This window comes from Streptomyces sp. Xyl84 (assembly GCF_059731885.1).
In genome coordinates this window covers 1,081,595-1,097,068 of record NZ_AP029182.1, presented here as the reverse complement: position 1 = coordinate 1,097,068, position 15,474 = coordinate 1,081,595, and the positions used below count along the sequence as shown (strand labels likewise).

Sequence of the window (15,474 nt, the reverse complement as noted above, 5' to 3'; positions counted from 1 at the left end):
TCACGGCCCGGAGCCCAGGATCTCGGCGAGGTCGTAGCGGACGGGCTCCTCCAGCTGGGCGTACGTGCAACTGCCCGGGGTGCGGTCCGGGCGCCAGCGCCGGAAGCGCGCCGTGTGCCGGAACCGCGCCCCGTTCTCCATGTGGTCGTACGCCACCTCCGCCACCCGCTCCGGCCGCAGCGGCACCCAGGACAGGTCCTTCTTGCCCGACCAGCGGCTCGGCGCGCCCGGCAGCCGCGCCGACTCGTGGGCCGCCTCCTGGGACCACGCGGCCCACGGATGCCCGGTCGTGTCGTCCATCCGCAGCGGCGCCAGCTCCTCGATCAGCTCCGCGCGCCGCTTCATCGGGAAGGCCGCCGACACCCCGATGTGCTGGAGGGTGCCCCGGTCGTCGTAGAGGCCGAGCAGCAGCGAGCCGACGACGGGACCGCTCTTGTGGAGGCGGTAGCCGGCGACCACCACGTCCGCCGTCCGCTCGTGCTTGATCTTGAACATGGCCCGCTCGTCCTGGAGGTAGCGCAGTCCCGGGGGCTTGGCGATCACCCCGTCCAGACCCGCTCCCTCGTACTGCTCGAACCACTGCCGCGCCACCTCGATGTCCGTCGTCGCGGGCGCCACGTGCACCGGCGCACGCACCCCCTGGAGCGCCCTGACCAGCAGCGCCCTGCGGTCGGTCAGCGGCACGTCCAGCAGCGACTCGCCGTCCAGCGCGAGCAGGTCGAAGGCGACGAACGAGGACGGGGTCCGCTCGGCCAGCGTCCGCACCCGCGAGTCGGCCGGGTGGATCCGCTCGGTCAGCGCGTCGAAGTCCAGCCGTCCCTCCCGGGCGATCACGATCTCCCCGTCCAGCACGCACCTGCCGGGCAGCCGCTCCCTGAGCGCCGCCACCAGTTCGGGAAAGTACCTGGTCAGCGGCTTGCCCGTACGGCTGCCCAGTTCGACCTCGTCGCCGTCGCGGAACACGATCGCCCGGAACCCGTCCCACTTCGCCTCGTACTGCATGCCCGGCGGGATCTTCGCCACCGGCTTGGCGAGCATCGGCTTCACGGGCGGCATCACGGGAAGATCCATGCCAGCGATTCTGCGCGCCCGCGGCACCTTTCGCCCGGTGTGCGAGGTGGGCGGGGGACGCCTACCGTGGCTCGCATGGGCGATGCGGTGGAACTCGACGTGGCCGGCCGGACCGTCAGGCTGTCCAGCCCGGACAAGGTCTTCTTCCCGGAGCACGGGTACACCAAGCTGGACGTCGCCCGGTACTACCAGGCGGTCGCCCCCGGGATCCTGCGCGCCCTGCGGGAGCGGCCCACCACCCTGGAGCGCTACCCGGACGGCATCGAGGGCGAGTGGTTCTTCCAGAAGCGGGCGCCCAAGGGCATGCCCGACTGGATCCCGACCGCCCACATCACCTTCCCCAGCGGCCGCAGCGCCGACGAGATGTGCCCCACCGAGCAGGCGGCGGTCGTCTGGGCGGCCCAGTACGGCACCCTCACCTTCCACCCCTGGCCGGTGCGGCGCGACGACGTCGAACACCCCGACGAACTGCGCATCGACCTGGACCCGCAGCCCGGCACCGACTACGCCGACGCCGTCCGCGCCGCCGGTGAACTGCGCGCCGTCCTGGAGGACTTCGGCGGCCTGCGCGGCTGGCCCAAGACCTCCGGCGGACGCGGCCTGCACGTCTTCGTCCCCATCGAGCCCCGCTGGACGTTCACCCAGGTACGGCGGGCCGCCATCGCGGTCGGCCGGGAGCTGGAGCGCCGGATGCCGCAGCAGGTGACCACCAAGTGGTGGAAGGAGGAGCGCGGCGCCCGCATCTTCGTCGACTACAACCAGACCGCCCGCGACCGCACCATCGCCTCCGCCTACTCGGTACGCCCCCGCCCGCACGCCCCCGTCTCGGCGCCGCTGCGCTGGGAGGAGGCCGGCGTCGCCCAGCCCCGCGACTTCGACATCACGACCATGCCCGCCCGGTTCGCCGAGGCCGGGGACGTGCACGCCGACATGGACGACCACGCGTTCTCGCTGGAGGCGCTGCTGGACCTCGCCGCCCGGGACGAACGCGACCACGGCCTCGGCGACCTGCCCTACCCGCCCGAGTACCCGAAGATGCCGGGCGAGCCGAAGCGGGTGCAGCCGAGCCGGGCCAGAGCACGCAAGGAGCAGGAGGGCCCGGCCGTCACCTGATCGGCCGACGGCAGGGCCCTCGGCCCCGAGGAGCGCTGCAACTCCTAGCTCCGGATGCCGCGGCAGGAGACGTCGTCCGTCCGAGGCGCGGTGGGCCCGGACCCCATGCACCCGGAGTCGAACCGCCGTCCGTCCGGGCCCGGCTCGTCCGGGCGCGGGGAGAACCCGGGCCGTGACTCCTCCGGATGGTCGTGGACCTGGCCGGGAGGGCCGCCGCCCGGGCCCGGACCCACAGGACCCGGTCGGGGCGCCGGCCGGCCCGGACGGTTCCAGGCAAGGAGAGCGCTCTCATCCGGTGGCGGGCGCGGGGCTATCCTGTGCCGCAGCCGCTTGTGAGGAGCCCCGAAGTGAGCGAGACAGCGCCGCGTCCGACGCTGGAGGCCGTGGCCGCGCGGGCGGGTGTGTCCCGGGCCACCGTGTCCCGGGTGGTCAACGGCGGGGAGGGCGTGCGCGAGCCGCTCGCCGCGCGGGTCCGGCAGGCGGTGGAGGAACTCGGGTACGTCCCCAACCAGGCGGCCCGCAGCCTGGTGACCAAGCGGCACGACGCCGTCGCCGTCGTCATCGCCGAACCGGAGACACGCGTCTTCGCCGACCCCTTCTTCGCGCTGCAACTGCGCGGGATCAGCAAGGAACTGACGGCCCACGACGCACAGCTCGTGCTGCTGCTCACGGAAGGCCGCGAGGACCACGCCCGGGTCGGGCGCTATCTCGCCGGCGGTCACGTCGACGGCGCGCTGGTCTTCTCGCTCCACCTCGACGACCCGCTGCCCGGCCTGATCCAGCGCGCCGGTGTGCCGACCGTGTTCGGCGGCCGGCCCGGCTGGAGCGACGGCACTCGGGAGGCGGTGTACGTCGACAGCGACAACAGGGGCGGTGCCCGCACGGCCGTACGGCATCTGACCCGACTCGGCCGCAGGCGGATCGCCCACATCTCCGGGCCGCTGGACCAGACCTCGGCGGCGGACCGGCTCGAAGGCTTCCGCGACGTCATGGGCGACGACGACCCGGGGCTGGTCGCGGTGAGCGACTTCACGCCCGCCGGGGGCGAGCGCGCCATGCGTGAACTCCTCGACCGGCTGCCCGGCCTGGACGCCGTGTTCGCCGCGAACGACCTGAGTGCCGCGGGCGCCCTGCGCGTCCTGCGCGAACGCGGACTGCGGGTGCCCGAGGACGTCGCGGTCGTCGGGTTCGACGACATGCTGCCCCTCGCCGAGCAGACCGATCCGCCGCTGACGACCGTCCGTCAGGACATCGAGGAGATGGGCCGCCTGATGGCCCGCCTCCTGCTGCGCGACCGCCACGCCCCGAACTCCACGGCGCCCGGCCGACGGACGGAGGACGTCCGGCGCGGCACCGTCCTGCCCACCACCTTGATCCGACGGGCCTCGGCATAGCCCGCATGCACCGTGCGGCCACGCCCTGGCTCAGGCCTGCTGCCGCGGCGCCGCCCTGAGGACCGCGAAGCGGGCGCCGTGCGGGTCGGCGAGCCGGGCCACGCGGCCGACGCCCGGGATGTCGGTGGCCGCCATGCGGACCGTACCGCCCAGGTCACGTGCCCGCTCGACGACGGCGTCCGCGTCCGCGACGTCGAAGTACGGCAGCCAGTGGGCCCCGGCCGCCCCCGCAGCCGCCTCGACCGGGTCGTCGCCCAGCGGGACGATGCCGCCGAACATGGCCTCCTCCCCGCCGGCGGCGGGATTGGCGCAGGTGTAGGAGCCGCCGGGGAACGAGACCGCCGAGGTCTCCAGCCCGAGCACCCGGTGGTAGAACGCGGCCGCCGCCGCGAGGTCCGGCGTGTACAGCTCGACCCAGCACAGCGAGCCCGGCTCACCGGCGGCGTCCAGGCCCTTGCGCTGCCCCGGCTGCCAGAGGCCGAAGGTCACACCCGCCCGGTCGGCGAGGAGCGCCACGCGCCCCTGGTCCATCACGTCCACGGGCCCGACCAGCACTCTGCCGTGCGCCTCCTCGGCGGCCTTCGCGGTGGCCTGTGCGTCGCCGCACCGGAAGTACACGGTCCACGACGGCGGAACCTGCTCCGCCGTCACCTGCATGCCGCCGGCCACGACCCTGCCGTCGAGCTGGAAGAAGCCGTAGCCGCCGGCGTCGGGGCCCGCGGAGCGGAAGTCCCAGCCGAAGAGCCCGGCGTAGAAGGAACGAGCGCCGTCGATGTCGGGGGTGGCGACATCGATCCAGTTCGGAGCGCCGTCCACGTAACGGGTGGTGAGCATCGTCGCCCTCCTTCGAAGGGACCCGTTGCCTGCTCTGCCGAGTCTCGCACCGCCCACCGGCGATCGCTGCCCGAAGGCGCCGGCTCCGCGCGCCGCCGTGCGCACGGGCCGCCCCCGGCGGATCATCCGGGGGAGGGCGCTCCCGGAGGCGGTGTTGATCGCGCGTTGATCGAACGTTTTTCGCCGCCCGGCACGATCTGGCTCATGCACATCGAGACGATCACCCCGGCCGCCCCCGCCTGGCAGGCCCAGGCCCTGTGCGCACAGACCGGGGGCGACTTCTTCTTCCCCGAGCCGGGCAGTTCCGTGCGCGAGGCGAAGCGCATCTGCGCCCTGTGCGAGATGCGCCCGGCCTGCCTGGAGTACGCGCTGGCCAACGACGAACGCTTCGGCGTCTGGGGCGGCCTGTCCGAGAAGGAACGGCAGAGCCTGCGGCGAACGGCCCGCTAGCGAGCGGGCCACCGCACAGCTTCGGCCGTTCCCGGACCCGTCCGCCGGTGATCCGGACCTGCCCGCCGGCGATCAGCCCTCACCCGCCGACGCCTCGGCCCTGCCCGCCGGCGATCCGGTGTCGTGCGCCATGGGGCCGCAGCCCCCGTCCGCCGGCGATCCGGCGTCGTGCGCCGGTGACCGGTCAGGCGCTCGCTCGCGCCGCCATCCGCGCCTTGCGCGCCGCCAGCCGCTCGTCGAACGTCGTGGCCTCGGCGTCGAGCCCGCCCATGAACATGCCCAGTTCCTCCTGCGCCTGCCGGCCCTCGGGGCCCAGCCCGTCGATCTCCATGATCTTCAGGAAGCGCAGCACCGGCTGGAGCACGTCGTCGTGGTGGATGCGCAGGTTGTAGACCTCGCCGATGGCCATCTGGGCGGCGGCCCGTTCGAAGCCGGGGATGCCGTGGCCCGGCATGCGGAAATTGACCACGACGTCCCGCACCGCCTGCATGGTGAGGTCGGGCGCGATCTCGAAGGCCGCCTTCAGCAGATTGCGGTAGAAGATCATGTGCAGGTTCTCGTCGGTCGCGATGCGCGCCAGCATGCGGTCGCAGACCGGGTCGCCCGACTGGTGGCCGGTGTTGCGGTGCGAGATGCGGGTGGCCAGTTCCTGGAAGGCGACGTAGGCGACCGAGTGCAGCATCGAGTGACTGTTGTCGGACTCGAAGCCCTCGCTCATGTGCGCCATCCGGAACCGCTCCAGCTTGTCCGGGTCGACCGCGCGCGAGGCGAGCAGGTAGTCGCGCATCACGATGCCGTGCCGGCCCTCCTCGGCGGTCCAGCGGTGCACCCACGTGCCCCAGGCGCCGTCACGGCCGAAGAGCGTGGCGATCTCGTGGTGGTAGCTGGGGAGGTTGTCCTCGGTCAGCAGGTTGACGACGAGGGCGATCCGGCCGATCTCCGTCACCTTCGACTGTTCCTTGTCCCAGGCCTCGCCGTCCGCGAAGAGACCGGGGAAGTTGCGGCCGTCGCCCCAGGGGACGTACTCGTGCGGCATCCAGTCCTTGGCGACCCGCAGGTGCCGGTCGAGTTCCTTCTCGACCACCTCCTCCAGCGCGTACAGCATCCGTGCGTCGGTCCAGGCGGACGAACTGCCGAGGTGAGGGGAGGTGATCGTCAAGGTTGCTCCAGGGGACGCGCGTGCCGGGCGGGGCCGGCGGGGAACAGCGGAACTGAGGGAGACGGGAAACCGGCGGGGGACGACGAGCCGAACCGGCGAGCGGTGCCGGTCCGACGGCTTGAACCTACGGGATCGTAGGCTACGAACCCGTAGGTTACGAACCCGTAGGTTAAGGGGGCCGTAAAGATCACTGATCAGGTCACCGGCCCCGGGAGGCCGACCGGTCGTGCGCGGCTGTGCAAGGCGCAGGTCCCGGCGCTGGGGGAGGGCCGCCGACCGCACCGCTCCCGCGGCGGCACCGAGAGCCACGTCACACCCTTCCGTCCCCCGCAGGGGGCAGGCGGGCTACGCCAGTTCCACGATCGCCTCCCGTGTGGTCTCCTTCAGCTCCCCCTCCTCCAGCAGCAGCCACCGGGTGATGCCGATGGAATCCAGGAACGGCACGTCGTGGCAGGCCACGAGCAGCGCCCCCTCGTACGACTCCAGGGCGGCCGTCAGCCGGCGCACGCTCGCCATGTCGAGGTTGTTCGTCGGCTCGTCGAGCAGCAGCAGCTGCGGCGCGGGTTCGGCGAGCACGAGCGCGGCCAGCGTTGCCCGGAAGCGTTCCCCGCCGGACAGGGTCGCCGCCTTCTGGTCGGCCCGGGCGCCCCGGAACAGGAAGCGAGCCAGACGGGCCCGGATCAGGTTCTCCGTGGCGCCCGGCGCGAGGCGGGCCACGTTCTCGGCGATGCTCAGGTCGCCGTCGAGGACGTCGAGCCGCTGCGGCAGGAACCTCAGCGGAACGTGTACCTCCGCCTCCCCTGACACCGGCGCCAGTTCCCCGGCCACCGTGCGCAGCAGGGTCGTCTTCCCGGCGCCGTTGCGGCCGAGCAGCGCGACGCGCTCCGGGCCGTGCACGTCGAGTCCGCCGCGCACCTGTGCGCCGTACGCCAGTTGCAGGTGGCGCAGGGTCAGGACGGTACGGCCCGGCGGGACCGCCGTGTACGGCAGCTCGACGCGGATCTCGTCGTCCTCGCGCACCGCCTCCACCGCCTCGTCGAGCCGTTCCCTGGCCTCGGCGAGCTTCTCCTCGTGCATGATGCGGTGCTTGCCCGCGGACTCCTGCGCCGTGCGTCTGCGCTGCTTCATCACCGCCCGGGGTTCGCGCTTGGTGTCGTACATCTTCTGGCCGTACCGCTTGCGGCGGGACAGTTTGACGTGTGCGTCGGCCAGTTCGCGCTTCTGCTTGCGCAGGTCGGCCCCGGCGACGCGGACCATCCGCTCGGCGGCCTCCTGTTCGACGGCGAGGGCCTCCTCGTACGCCGAGAAGTTGCCGCCGTACCAGGTGACCCGGCCTGCCCGCAGGTCGGCGATCTGGTCGGCCAGCTCCAGCAGTTCGCGGTCGTGGCTGACCACGACCAGTGTGCCGGGCCAGGCGGAGACGGTCGCGTACAGCCGCCGCCGCGCGTACAGGTCGAGGTTGTTGGTCGGCTCGTCCAGCAGCAGCACGTCGGGCCGGCGCAGCAGCAGCGCGGCCAGCCGCAGCAGCACCGACTCGCCGCCGGACACCTCGCCGACCGTGCGGTCCAGACCGATGTGGCCGAGGCCGAGTTCACCGAGGGTGGCCAGGGCGCGTTCTTCGACGTCCCAGTCGTCGCCGACGGTCTCGAAGTGCTCCTCGGACGCGTCGCCCGCCTCGATGGCGTGCAGTGCCGCCCGCCGCCGGGCGATGCCGAGGGCCTGGTCGACCCGGAGCGCGGTGTCCAGGGTGACGTTCTGCGGGAGGTGACCGATCTCGCCGGCCGTGCGGACGACGCCGTCGGACGGGGTCAGTTCACCCGCGATCAGTTTCAACAGGGTGGACTTTCCCGATCCGTTGGCCCCGACGAGGCCGGTGCGGCCCGGGCCGAAGGCGATGTCGAGCCCGGTGAGGACGGGGGTGCCGTCGGGCCAGGCGAAGGACAGGGAGGTGCAGGTGAGGGATGCGGACATGGGCGCCTCGCGGTTGCTTGTGCGGCGGTCAGGGGCACACGCGTTTCTGGACACCGCGAGACGACGGGCACCGTGTAGGACGGGCTCCACCGGGCATGAGAAAAGCCCTGGGCCGACTTCCTCCGGGACGGCTCGACGCCGAGGTCGCACGCGACGCACACACCTGTGCGGTGTGACGCGGTGTCTCAGGACCTCAGACGAGCAACGTCCTTCTCCGATCGGCGGCAACAGGGACGTCGTACACCGTAGGAGTGGCGGGTACGGCTGTCAACGGCTTTCCGGGCGGGCCCCGCGCCCCCTGCGTGAAGGAGGTCATCCGGCCCATGCCCGACGGCTCGCCCGTGACACGTGATCCGTCCGCCCCCGACCGGTTCTCGCTGCCCGCCCGGCTCTGTCTGCTGGCCTGGGACCCGGACCCCGCACCGGAAGGGGCCGCCTGGACCGCCCGCCCGCAGCACCTGGTCCGGGCGGGCGCCCTCACCGAGCTGGCCCAGCGCGGACTGCTCGTCGACGACGACGGCGTCGCGACCCCCGTCGACCTCGACGCCGCCACCGGGGACGCGGTGCTGGACGGCCTGCTCGAACTCGTCCGTGAGTCACGGCCCCGCCCCTGGGGGACCTGGGTGACCCTGTGGGCCGGGTACACCCTGACGGCCGTACGGGACCAACTGGCCGCCGAGGGGTGCCTGCGCGTACGGAGACGGCGCCGGCTCGGGGTGCTGCCGGTCACCGGGCACACCCTGGAACGCGCCGACGTCGCGGACGCGCTGCGGGCCGGGGCGCGGCAGGCGTTCGACGGCGCGCGCTCCGCCGCGGAGGTCTCCGCGCGGGACGCGGCCGTCGTCGTCCTCGCGTCGGCCGCCGGGCTGCGCACCGTCCTGCCCGGCGGCGGGGACGGCGGCCACCACCGGCGGCCCGCCGGGGAACTGGAACTGGAGGAACGGCTCGAGGAACTGACCGAACGCAGCGCGGCGGCGGACCCCGCCCTGCGCACGGTCGTCCGAGAGATCCGGAGCGCGCTGCGGCGGACGTGCCCGTCCCCGGAGCCGTCGACCCGGGCGACCTGACCTACGGCCGGCCCGGAGCCCCCTCGGACATCCGCCGGGCCTAGGGCGTGCTTCGAAAGTCCCGCCTGCCCCGCGACGCCTGGCACGCGCGCTCGTCGCGTTGTCGGGATCGTCCACGTACGCCCGGTACGAGGACGACCCTCCGCCTTGCGATCACACGCACCAGACGCCGCGAGGCCCGCCCTCCGGGCGGACAGCGCCACTTTCGAAGCACGCCCTAGCAGGCGTCCCCCATGAGCACGGCCAGGTCGTGGTCGAGGTCGAGCTGGCGGTGTTCGGAGCCGACGGGCACCAGTTCGCTGGTGGCCTGGAGGAACCGCCGGATCTCACCGCTGCGGACGTGCACCACCGCGGTGCCCTCCGGGGCGTGGAACTCCAGGACGGTGCGGTCGTAGCCGTACGGCCGCACCCGGACGTCCCCGTGTCCCTCCGGCTCCTGCATCCCGGCCGCCAGCAGGTCGCGGGCGAACGTCCAGCAGACCTCCACGCCTTCCAGGGTGGCGGGGGCGGGGAACGACATGCGGACCGCGAACGGGTCGCTCAGGTCGTAGTGCATCGTTGCGGGAATGCTGGGCATCCGCGGCGCGGCGGCGACCAGGCGCGCCTCGACGGTCTGCTCGATGACGGTGGACAACGCCTTGCTCCCTTGTGACGTCTGACGGCTGGGGACACGTCCGGGTGGATGAAGCCGGGACACCGGGCACTGGAAGAGACGACTGAATCAGCCGTTCAGTGCACACGAGAAGCGAGTGACCTCGGTCACCGCGTTCATGCACGGAAGTGACGAGTGTCTCCGGCGGGCGGCGGCCGCGGGCCGCCGACGGATCGCCGGGACCGCACGCGGTGCGTCCGTGGGCCGCTCCGGGTGTCCGTTCAGGGCACCGCTTCCGGGCGACCGTTCCGCGGCTGCCCGGAGGCGGTGCGGTGGACCGCGCGGCGGACCACTGGATCCGCGCGCGGCCCTCCTTCCGTACGGGCGGGGGGAAGTTGGGGCCCCGGGGCAGTCTGGACGCCGCCGGGGGAGTGGGCTAGCTTCGCCCGCCATGAAGCTGAGGCGCTGGGGAACGAAGCGACGGACGGGCCGGACGAGCCCGATGATCCGGACGGGCCGGATGATCGGGGCGGGCCGGGTGAGTCCGGTGATCCGGACGGACCGGACGGACCGGACGAGCGGGGCCGGTGGGGCGGGTGGCGCGCGCTCCGCGACCGGGACACGGCCCACAGCACCCGCGGAGTCCGTGACCCGCCCGGCCGCCCCGGCCCTCCGCGCCGGCCGCCGGTCGGCCGGGCTCGTGGGGGCGGTGGTGCTCGCCGTGCTGGCGGCGGTGCCCGCACAGGCGGCCGGTCCGGTGCACGGCGGCCCCCACGCGCACCGCCCCAACGCGCCGCAGTGGCGGCTCAAGGACGGCGGCACGCCCGACGTCCGCTTCCGCGGCCTGTCCGCCGTGAGCCGCCGCACCGCCTGGGTGGCCGGCACCGGCGGCACCGTGCTGCGGACCACCGACGGCGGCGCCTCCTGGCGGAACGTCTCGCCGGCCGGCGCGGCGGACCTGGAGTTCCGCGACATCGAGGCGTTCGACGCGCGGCGGGCCGTGGTCCTGGCCATCGGCGAGGGCGAAGCCTCACGCGTCTACCGCACCGAAGACGGCGGAGCCACCTGGACGGAGTCCTTCCGCAACACCGACGCCGGTGCCTTCTACGACTGCCTCGCCTTCTTCGACCACCGGCACGGCCTGGCCGTGAGCGACCCGGTGAACGGCAAGTTCCGCGCCCTGTCCACCAGTGACGGCGGGCGCTCCTGGAAGGTCCTGCCCGACCGTGGCATGCCGGCCGCGCAGCCCGGCGAGGCCGGATTCGCCGCGAGCGGCCAGTGCCTGGTCACCGCCGGGCCGCGGGACGTCTGGCTCGCCACCGGGGGAGGCGCACGCGCGCGCGTGCTGCACTCCGCGGACCGCGGGCTGACCTGGCGGGCCGCCGACGCGCCGCTCCCGGCGGGCGACCCCGCCAAGGGCGTCTTCGCGCTCGCCTTCCGGGACCGGGCACACGGGCTCGCGGTCGGCGGCGACTACCGTCCCGGCCAGGCGTCGCCGGACGCCTCCGCCACCACCGCCGACGGCGGCCGTACCTGGCGACCCTCGGCCACGCCGCCGCCGGCCTACCGCTCCGGCGCCGCCTGGCTCCCGCACACACGCGCGAGCGCCCTCGCCGTAGGCCCGACCGGAACCGACCTCACCACCGACGGCGGCCGGAGCTGGCGCACGGTCGACGCCGGTTCGTACGACACCGTGGACTGCGCCTGGGACGGCGGCTGCTGGGCATCCGGTGAGACGGGCCGTATCGCTCGACTGGAGGATTGAATATCGCCTGATATGACGAACTGTTCCAGGATGCGGGTATCCGTTCCTTGACAGAGAGGAAGTGAACGGTATGCCACGCGGTTCCAGCTCCAAGCGGGAGCGCCAGTACGAGCACATCAAGGAGAGCGCGCAGGACCGGGGGGAGAGCAACGGCCGCGCCAAGGAGATCGCCGCGCGCACGGTGAACAAGGAGCGCGCGCGTTCCGGCGAGTCCAAGACCGCGAGCCGCACCTCCACGCAGGACATGTCCTCGGGCAGGCGCGGCGGCCAGCGCTCGGGCCGGGGCTCCGAGGGACCCACCTACGACCAGCTGTACGAGGAGGCCAAGCGGCGCAACATCCACGGCCGCTCGGACATGAACAAGCAGCAGCTCCAGCAGGCCCTGGGCAAGCACTGAGCCGAGCCCGCGAGCGGGACGGGCCCGCCCCGGTACGGACGTACGGAGTACGGACGGTACGAACCGCGAGCCCGCCCCGCCCGCCAGGCCACCGGACCGCGGGCCCCGGCCCGACGGCCCGCCCCCCGCACACGGGTCCGCCCCTCGCCCACGGGTCCGCACGGCCGGGCGGGTCCCCGCGTCCCCGTGCCGCCGCACGCGTCGTACGCTCGTCCGTCATGACGATCACGACGACCGTGGGCATCCCCGAAGGCTGGCCCGCGACCGAGGCGCAGGCCCTGGCCGTGCAGGACGAGCTGCGGGCCCGGGTGGTGCTGGACGAGCGCGGCCCGGAGCCGGGGACGGGCCACGTCACGGGCGTCGACGTGGCCTACGACGACGAGCGGGACGTGGTGGCCGCGGCGGCCGTCGTGCTGGACGCGGCCACCCTCCGGGTGGTGGCCGAGGCCACCGCGGTGGGCCGGATCTCCTTCCCGTACGTCCCCGGTCTGCTGGCCTTCCGTGAGATTCCCACGGTGCTGGCCGCCCTCGCCGCCCTGGACCGGGAGCCCGGACTGGTCGTCTGCGACGGCTACGGCCTCGCCCACCCCCGCCGCTTCGGCCTCGCCAGTCACCTCGGCGTACTGACCGGGCTGCCGGTCATCGGGGTCGCGAAGAACCCCTTCATCTTCACCCACGACGACCCGGCCGCCCCGCGCGGCAGCGTCGCGCCGCTCCTGGCCGACGGCCGGGAGGAGGTCGGCCGCGCGCTGCGCACACGCGACGGCGTCAAACCCGTCTTCGTCTCCGTGGGCCACCGGGTGACCCTGGACAACGCCTGCGCGCACACCCTCGCCCTCACCCCCTCCTACCGGCTGCCGGAGACGACCCGCAGGGCCGACGCCCTGTGCCGCCGCGCACTGAGGGAAGCCGCGGACCCGACGCCGAGGAAGACCACGGACCCGACGCGGCCGGCCTGAGCCCGCACGGGCGCCGCCGCACCGGCCCCTACTGCCTCGCCACGCTCGTCCGGAGCGTGATCCCCGCGTCGCGCAGCCGCCGCACCAGCGCGTCGCCCATGGCGACGGCCGTCGTCACCTGGCCCGCCGTCGCCGGCAGCTCGTCCAGGGCGAGGCACAGGGCCGATTCCGCGAACATCTTCGCCGTCTCGTCGTACCCGGGGTCCCCGCCCGCCACCTCGGTGCGCACCCGCCGGCCGCCGCCCTCGCCCACGAAGCGCGCCGAGAACCAGCTCCTGGCCCGCCGCTCAGGGCTCGGGCCCTGTCCGGGGCTGAGCCGGCCGGACAACCAGCGCCGGGCCGGTGGCAGTTGGGCGACCGCCGCGAGCGTACCGACGGCGGCGACCCCGCCGAGGGCGACGGGCAGGTGCCGGACGGCCGCGTAGTGGCGGTAGCGGAAGTCGGGACCGTACCGTTCCAGCGCCCGCGCCGAGCGCGCGACGATCTGCGGGTCGAGGGTCGGCAGCGGCAGCGCCCAGGCGCCGGCCTCCGCCGCGAACCGGGGCGCGCCCACCGGCGCGGACACCCGCCGCCCCGGCAGCCGCGGCTCGTGCCGCGCGCGGTCACGGGCGGCCGCCCGCAGCCGCAGGGGACGGGCGAACTGGTTGAGCGCCGAGGCCAGCGTCCCGCCGGAGAAGGCCGCGTCCACCCGGACGAACCCGTCCACCGTCAGGGGCACCCCCTCGGGCAGCTCCCGCACGGTGACGTACACGCCCAGGTCGTGCGGTACCGAGTCGAACCCGCAGGCGTGCACCAGGCGTGCGCCGGTCTCCCGCGCGCGCGTGTCGTGCCGGACGTACACCAGGTCGACGAACTCGGGCTCACCGGTGAGGTCCAGGTAGTCGGTGCCGCTGTCCGCGCAGGCGGCGACCAGTTCCTCGCCATGGGTCACGTAGGGGCCCACGGCCGTGGCCAGCACGCGCGTGTGCCGGGCCAGTTCACGCAACGACGCCGGGTCGGCCGCGTCGGCCCGCAGCACCCCGGCGCCCGCGCCGCCGGGCAGCCGCTCCCGCAGCTCCTCCAGCCGGCGCTCGCTGCGGCCCGCGACGGCCCAGCGCAGCCCCTCGGGGGCGTGCGCGGCCAGGTACCGGGCGGTGAGGGCCCCTACGAAACCGGTGGCCCCGAAGAGCACGATGTCGTACGGACGTTCCGTCTTTTTCGCCCCGCTCATGACACTCCTGGTCTGCTCATGCCGCCCCGCGCCGCCCGCCCGCGGCATCCCTCGCCCCGCCGGACCGTGATCCCGTGCCACTGTCGGTGACCGAGGCTAGCGTGAAGGAGTGGCGACCGGCGGTGCGGGTGGCGGCGGGCGGCCCCCCCCCCGCGGCGGCGGGCGGCACGCCTCGGCCGGACCCTCGGCTAAGCGCTCGCTCGTTCAGGGCTTGTGCCCGGTGCGGCGCGTTCTTAGCATCATCGGTGTTACATCGGTTGTGTCACAGCAAGGGGGCTGGGATGGCAACGGCACAGGCGCCCGGGAGCGACGGCCCGCTGAGCGGCGTCCGCGTGGTCGAGCTGGCCGGCATCGGCCCCGGCCCCTTCGCCGCCATGCTCCTGGCCGACCTGGGGGCCGACGTGGTCCGGGTCGACCGCCCCGGCGGCGCCGGCCTCGGGATCGACCCGGCCGCCGACCCGACCCACCGCAACAAGCGTTCGGTGGTCGTCGACCTGAAGTCCCCGGACGGCCCCGCCCGCGTCCTCGACCTGGCCGCCCGCGCCGACATCCTCGTCGAGGGCTACCGTCCCGGCGTGGCCGAACGCCTCGGCGTCGGCCCCGACGCCTGCCACGCCCGCAACCCCCGCCTCGTCTACGGCCGGATGACCGGCTGGGGCCAGGACGGCCCGCTCGCCCCGCGCGCGGGACACGACATCGCCTACATCGCCGTCACCGGCGCGCTCGGCATGATCGGCGACGCGGACCGGCCCCCCGCCGTCCCCGCCAACCTGCTCGGCGACTACGCCGGCGGCTCCCTCTACCTCGTCGTCGGCGTCCTCGCCGCCCTCCACCACGCGCGCGCGACCGGCACCGGACAGGTCGTCGACGCCGCCATCGTCGACGGCACCGCCCACCTCTCCACGATGATCCACGGCCTGCTCGCCGCCGGCGCCTGGCAGGACCGGCGCGCCGCCAACCTCCTGGACGGCGGCTGCCCCTTCTACGGCACCTACGAGACCGCCGACGGACGCCACATGGCCGTCGGCGCCCTGGAGCCGCGCTTCTACGCCGAGTTCATGGACCTCCTCGGCGTCCCCGGCCAGGTGCCGGCGCGCGACGACACGGCCCGCTGGGGCGAGCTGCGCGAGGCGATCGCCGCCCGTTTCCGCGCCCGCACCCGCGACGAGTGGACCGCCGTGTTCGAGGACTCCGACGCCTGCGTGGCGCCCGTGCTGTCGCTGCGCGAGGCCCCGCACCACCCGCACCTCGCCGCCCGCGGCACCTTCACCGACCACGGCGGCATCACCCAGCCGGCGCCCGCGCCCCGCTTCTCCGCGACCCCCACCACCGTGCGCACCGCCCCCGCCCGCCCCGGCGCGGGCGCCGATGCGGTGGCCCGCGACTGGGACATACCCATCCTGTCCGCCCCGTCCGCGACCACCCCGCCCGAGACGACCACGCCGGCGACCCGGCCCCCGACAGTCCCCCGGGACACCCCTCAGTGAAAGGC

The 15,474-nt window shown here is 74.3% G+C and carries 14 protein-coding genes; 8 read left to right on the top strand and 6 right to left on the bottom strand.

Annotation, left to right across the window (positions count from 1 at the left end; translation table 11 throughout):
* On the bottom strand, positions 1-1,071 hold the full coding sequence (locus AC6I72_RS04705) for an ATP-dependent DNA ligase (protein ID WP_497999598.1): 1,071 nt from the start codon (positions 1,069-1,071) through the stop codon (positions 1-3).
* Between the two features lie 75 nt (positions 1,072-1,146).
* On the opposite strand from AC6I72_RS04705, the gene ligD reads away from it, so the two are divergent.
* A complete protein-coding gene (gene ligD / locus AC6I72_RS04700; protein WP_497999597.1) occupies positions 1,147-2,184 on the top strand; it encodes a non-homologous end-joining DNA ligase in 1,038 nt (345 codons plus the stop codon).
* A gap of 347 nt (positions 2,185-2,531) precedes the next feature.
* Positions 2,532-3,578: a LacI family DNA-binding transcriptional regulator gene (locus AC6I72_RS04695; protein ID WP_497999596.1), complete on the top strand. Its 1,047-nt coding sequence runs from the start codon at positions 2,532-2,534 to the stop codon at positions 3,576-3,578.
* A gap of 30 nt (positions 3,579-3,608) precedes the next feature.
* On the opposite strand, the gene AC6I72_RS04690 is transcribed toward AC6I72_RS04695, so the two are convergent.
* Complete coding sequence (locus AC6I72_RS04690) at positions 3,609-4,412, bottom strand: VOC family protein (protein ID WP_497999595.1); 804 nt, start codon at positions 4,410-4,412, stop codon at positions 3,609-3,611.
* Between the two features lie 204 nt (positions 4,413-4,616).
* Here AC6I72_RS04690 and AC6I72_RS04685 point away from each other — a divergent pair, with 204 nt between their 5' ends.
* Positions 4,617-4,862 carry a WhiB family transcriptional regulator gene (locus tag AC6I72_RS04685; RefSeq protein ID WP_497999594.1) on the top strand — a complete coding sequence of 82 codons (246 nt, stop codon included), beginning with the start codon at positions 4,617-4,619 and terminating at the stop codon, positions 4,860-4,862.
* 184 nt (positions 4,863-5,046) lie between these two features.
* Here the strand turns inward: AC6I72_RS04685 and AC6I72_RS04680 are convergent, their stop codons facing one another.
* Positions 5,047-6,021, bottom strand: a complete 975-nt coding sequence (locus AC6I72_RS04680) for an acyl-ACP desaturase (RefSeq protein ID WP_497999593.1) — start codon at positions 6,019-6,021, stop codon at positions 5,047-5,049.
* Between the two features lie 345 nt (positions 6,022-6,366).
* Positions 6,367-7,992, bottom strand: coding sequence for an ABC-F family ATP-binding cassette domain-containing protein (locus tag AC6I72_RS04675; protein WP_497999592.1), 1,626 nt, complete (start codon positions 7,990-7,992; stop codon positions 6,367-6,369).
* A 323-nt stretch (positions 7,993-8,315) separates the two neighbouring features.
* On the opposite strand from AC6I72_RS04675, the gene AC6I72_RS04670 reads away from it, so the two are divergent.
* Positions 8,316-9,059, top strand: a complete 744-nt coding sequence (locus AC6I72_RS04670; protein WP_497999591.1) for a GOLPH3/VPS74 family protein — start codon at positions 8,316-8,318, stop codon at positions 9,057-9,059.
* Positions 9,060-9,276: 217 nt separating this feature from the next.
* Here AC6I72_RS04670 and ssgD read toward each other — a convergent pair whose 3' ends face one another.
* Positions 9,277-9,693, bottom strand: a complete 417-nt coding sequence (ssgD, locus tag AC6I72_RS04665; protein WP_497999590.1) for a spore wall synthesis regulator SsgD — start codon at positions 9,691-9,693, stop codon at positions 9,277-9,279.
* Positions 9,694-10,297: 604 nt separating this feature from the next.
* On the opposite strand from ssgD, the gene AC6I72_RS04660 reads away from it, so the two are divergent.
* From AC6I72_RS04660 to AC6I72_RS04650, 3 genes are all read left to right on the top strand, one after another.
* Positions 10,298-11,416, top strand: coding sequence for a WD40/YVTN/BNR-like repeat-containing protein (locus AC6I72_RS04660; RefSeq protein WP_497999589.1), 1,119 nt, complete (start codon positions 10,298-10,300; stop codon positions 11,414-11,416).
* Positions 11,417-11,486: 70 nt separating this feature from the next.
* Positions 11,487-11,813: a plasmid stabilization protein gene (locus AC6I72_RS04655; RefSeq protein WP_497999588.1), complete on the top strand. Its 327-nt coding sequence runs from the start codon at positions 11,487-11,489 to the stop codon at positions 11,811-11,813.
* A 218-nt stretch (positions 11,814-12,031) separates the two neighbouring features.
* Complete coding sequence (locus AC6I72_RS04650) at positions 12,032-12,772, top strand: endonuclease V (protein WP_497999587.1); 741 nt, start codon at positions 12,032-12,034, stop codon at positions 12,770-12,772.
* A 28-nt stretch (positions 12,773-12,800) separates the two neighbouring features.
* On the opposite strand, the gene AC6I72_RS04645 is transcribed toward AC6I72_RS04650, so the two are convergent.
* A complete protein-coding gene (locus AC6I72_RS04645; RefSeq protein ID WP_497999586.1) occupies positions 12,801-13,982 on the bottom strand; it encodes a saccharopine dehydrogenase family protein in 1,182 nt (393 codons plus the stop codon).
* Between the two features lie 281 nt (positions 13,983-14,263).
* Here AC6I72_RS04645 and AC6I72_RS04640 point away from each other — a divergent pair, with 281 nt between their 5' ends.
* Positions 14,264-15,469 carry a CaiB/BaiF CoA transferase family protein gene (locus AC6I72_RS04640; RefSeq protein ID WP_497999585.1) on the top strand — a complete coding sequence of 402 codons (1,206 nt, stop codon included), beginning with the start codon at positions 14,264-14,266 and terminating at the stop codon, positions 15,467-15,469.
* Positions 15,470-15,474: the final 5 nt, after the last annotated feature.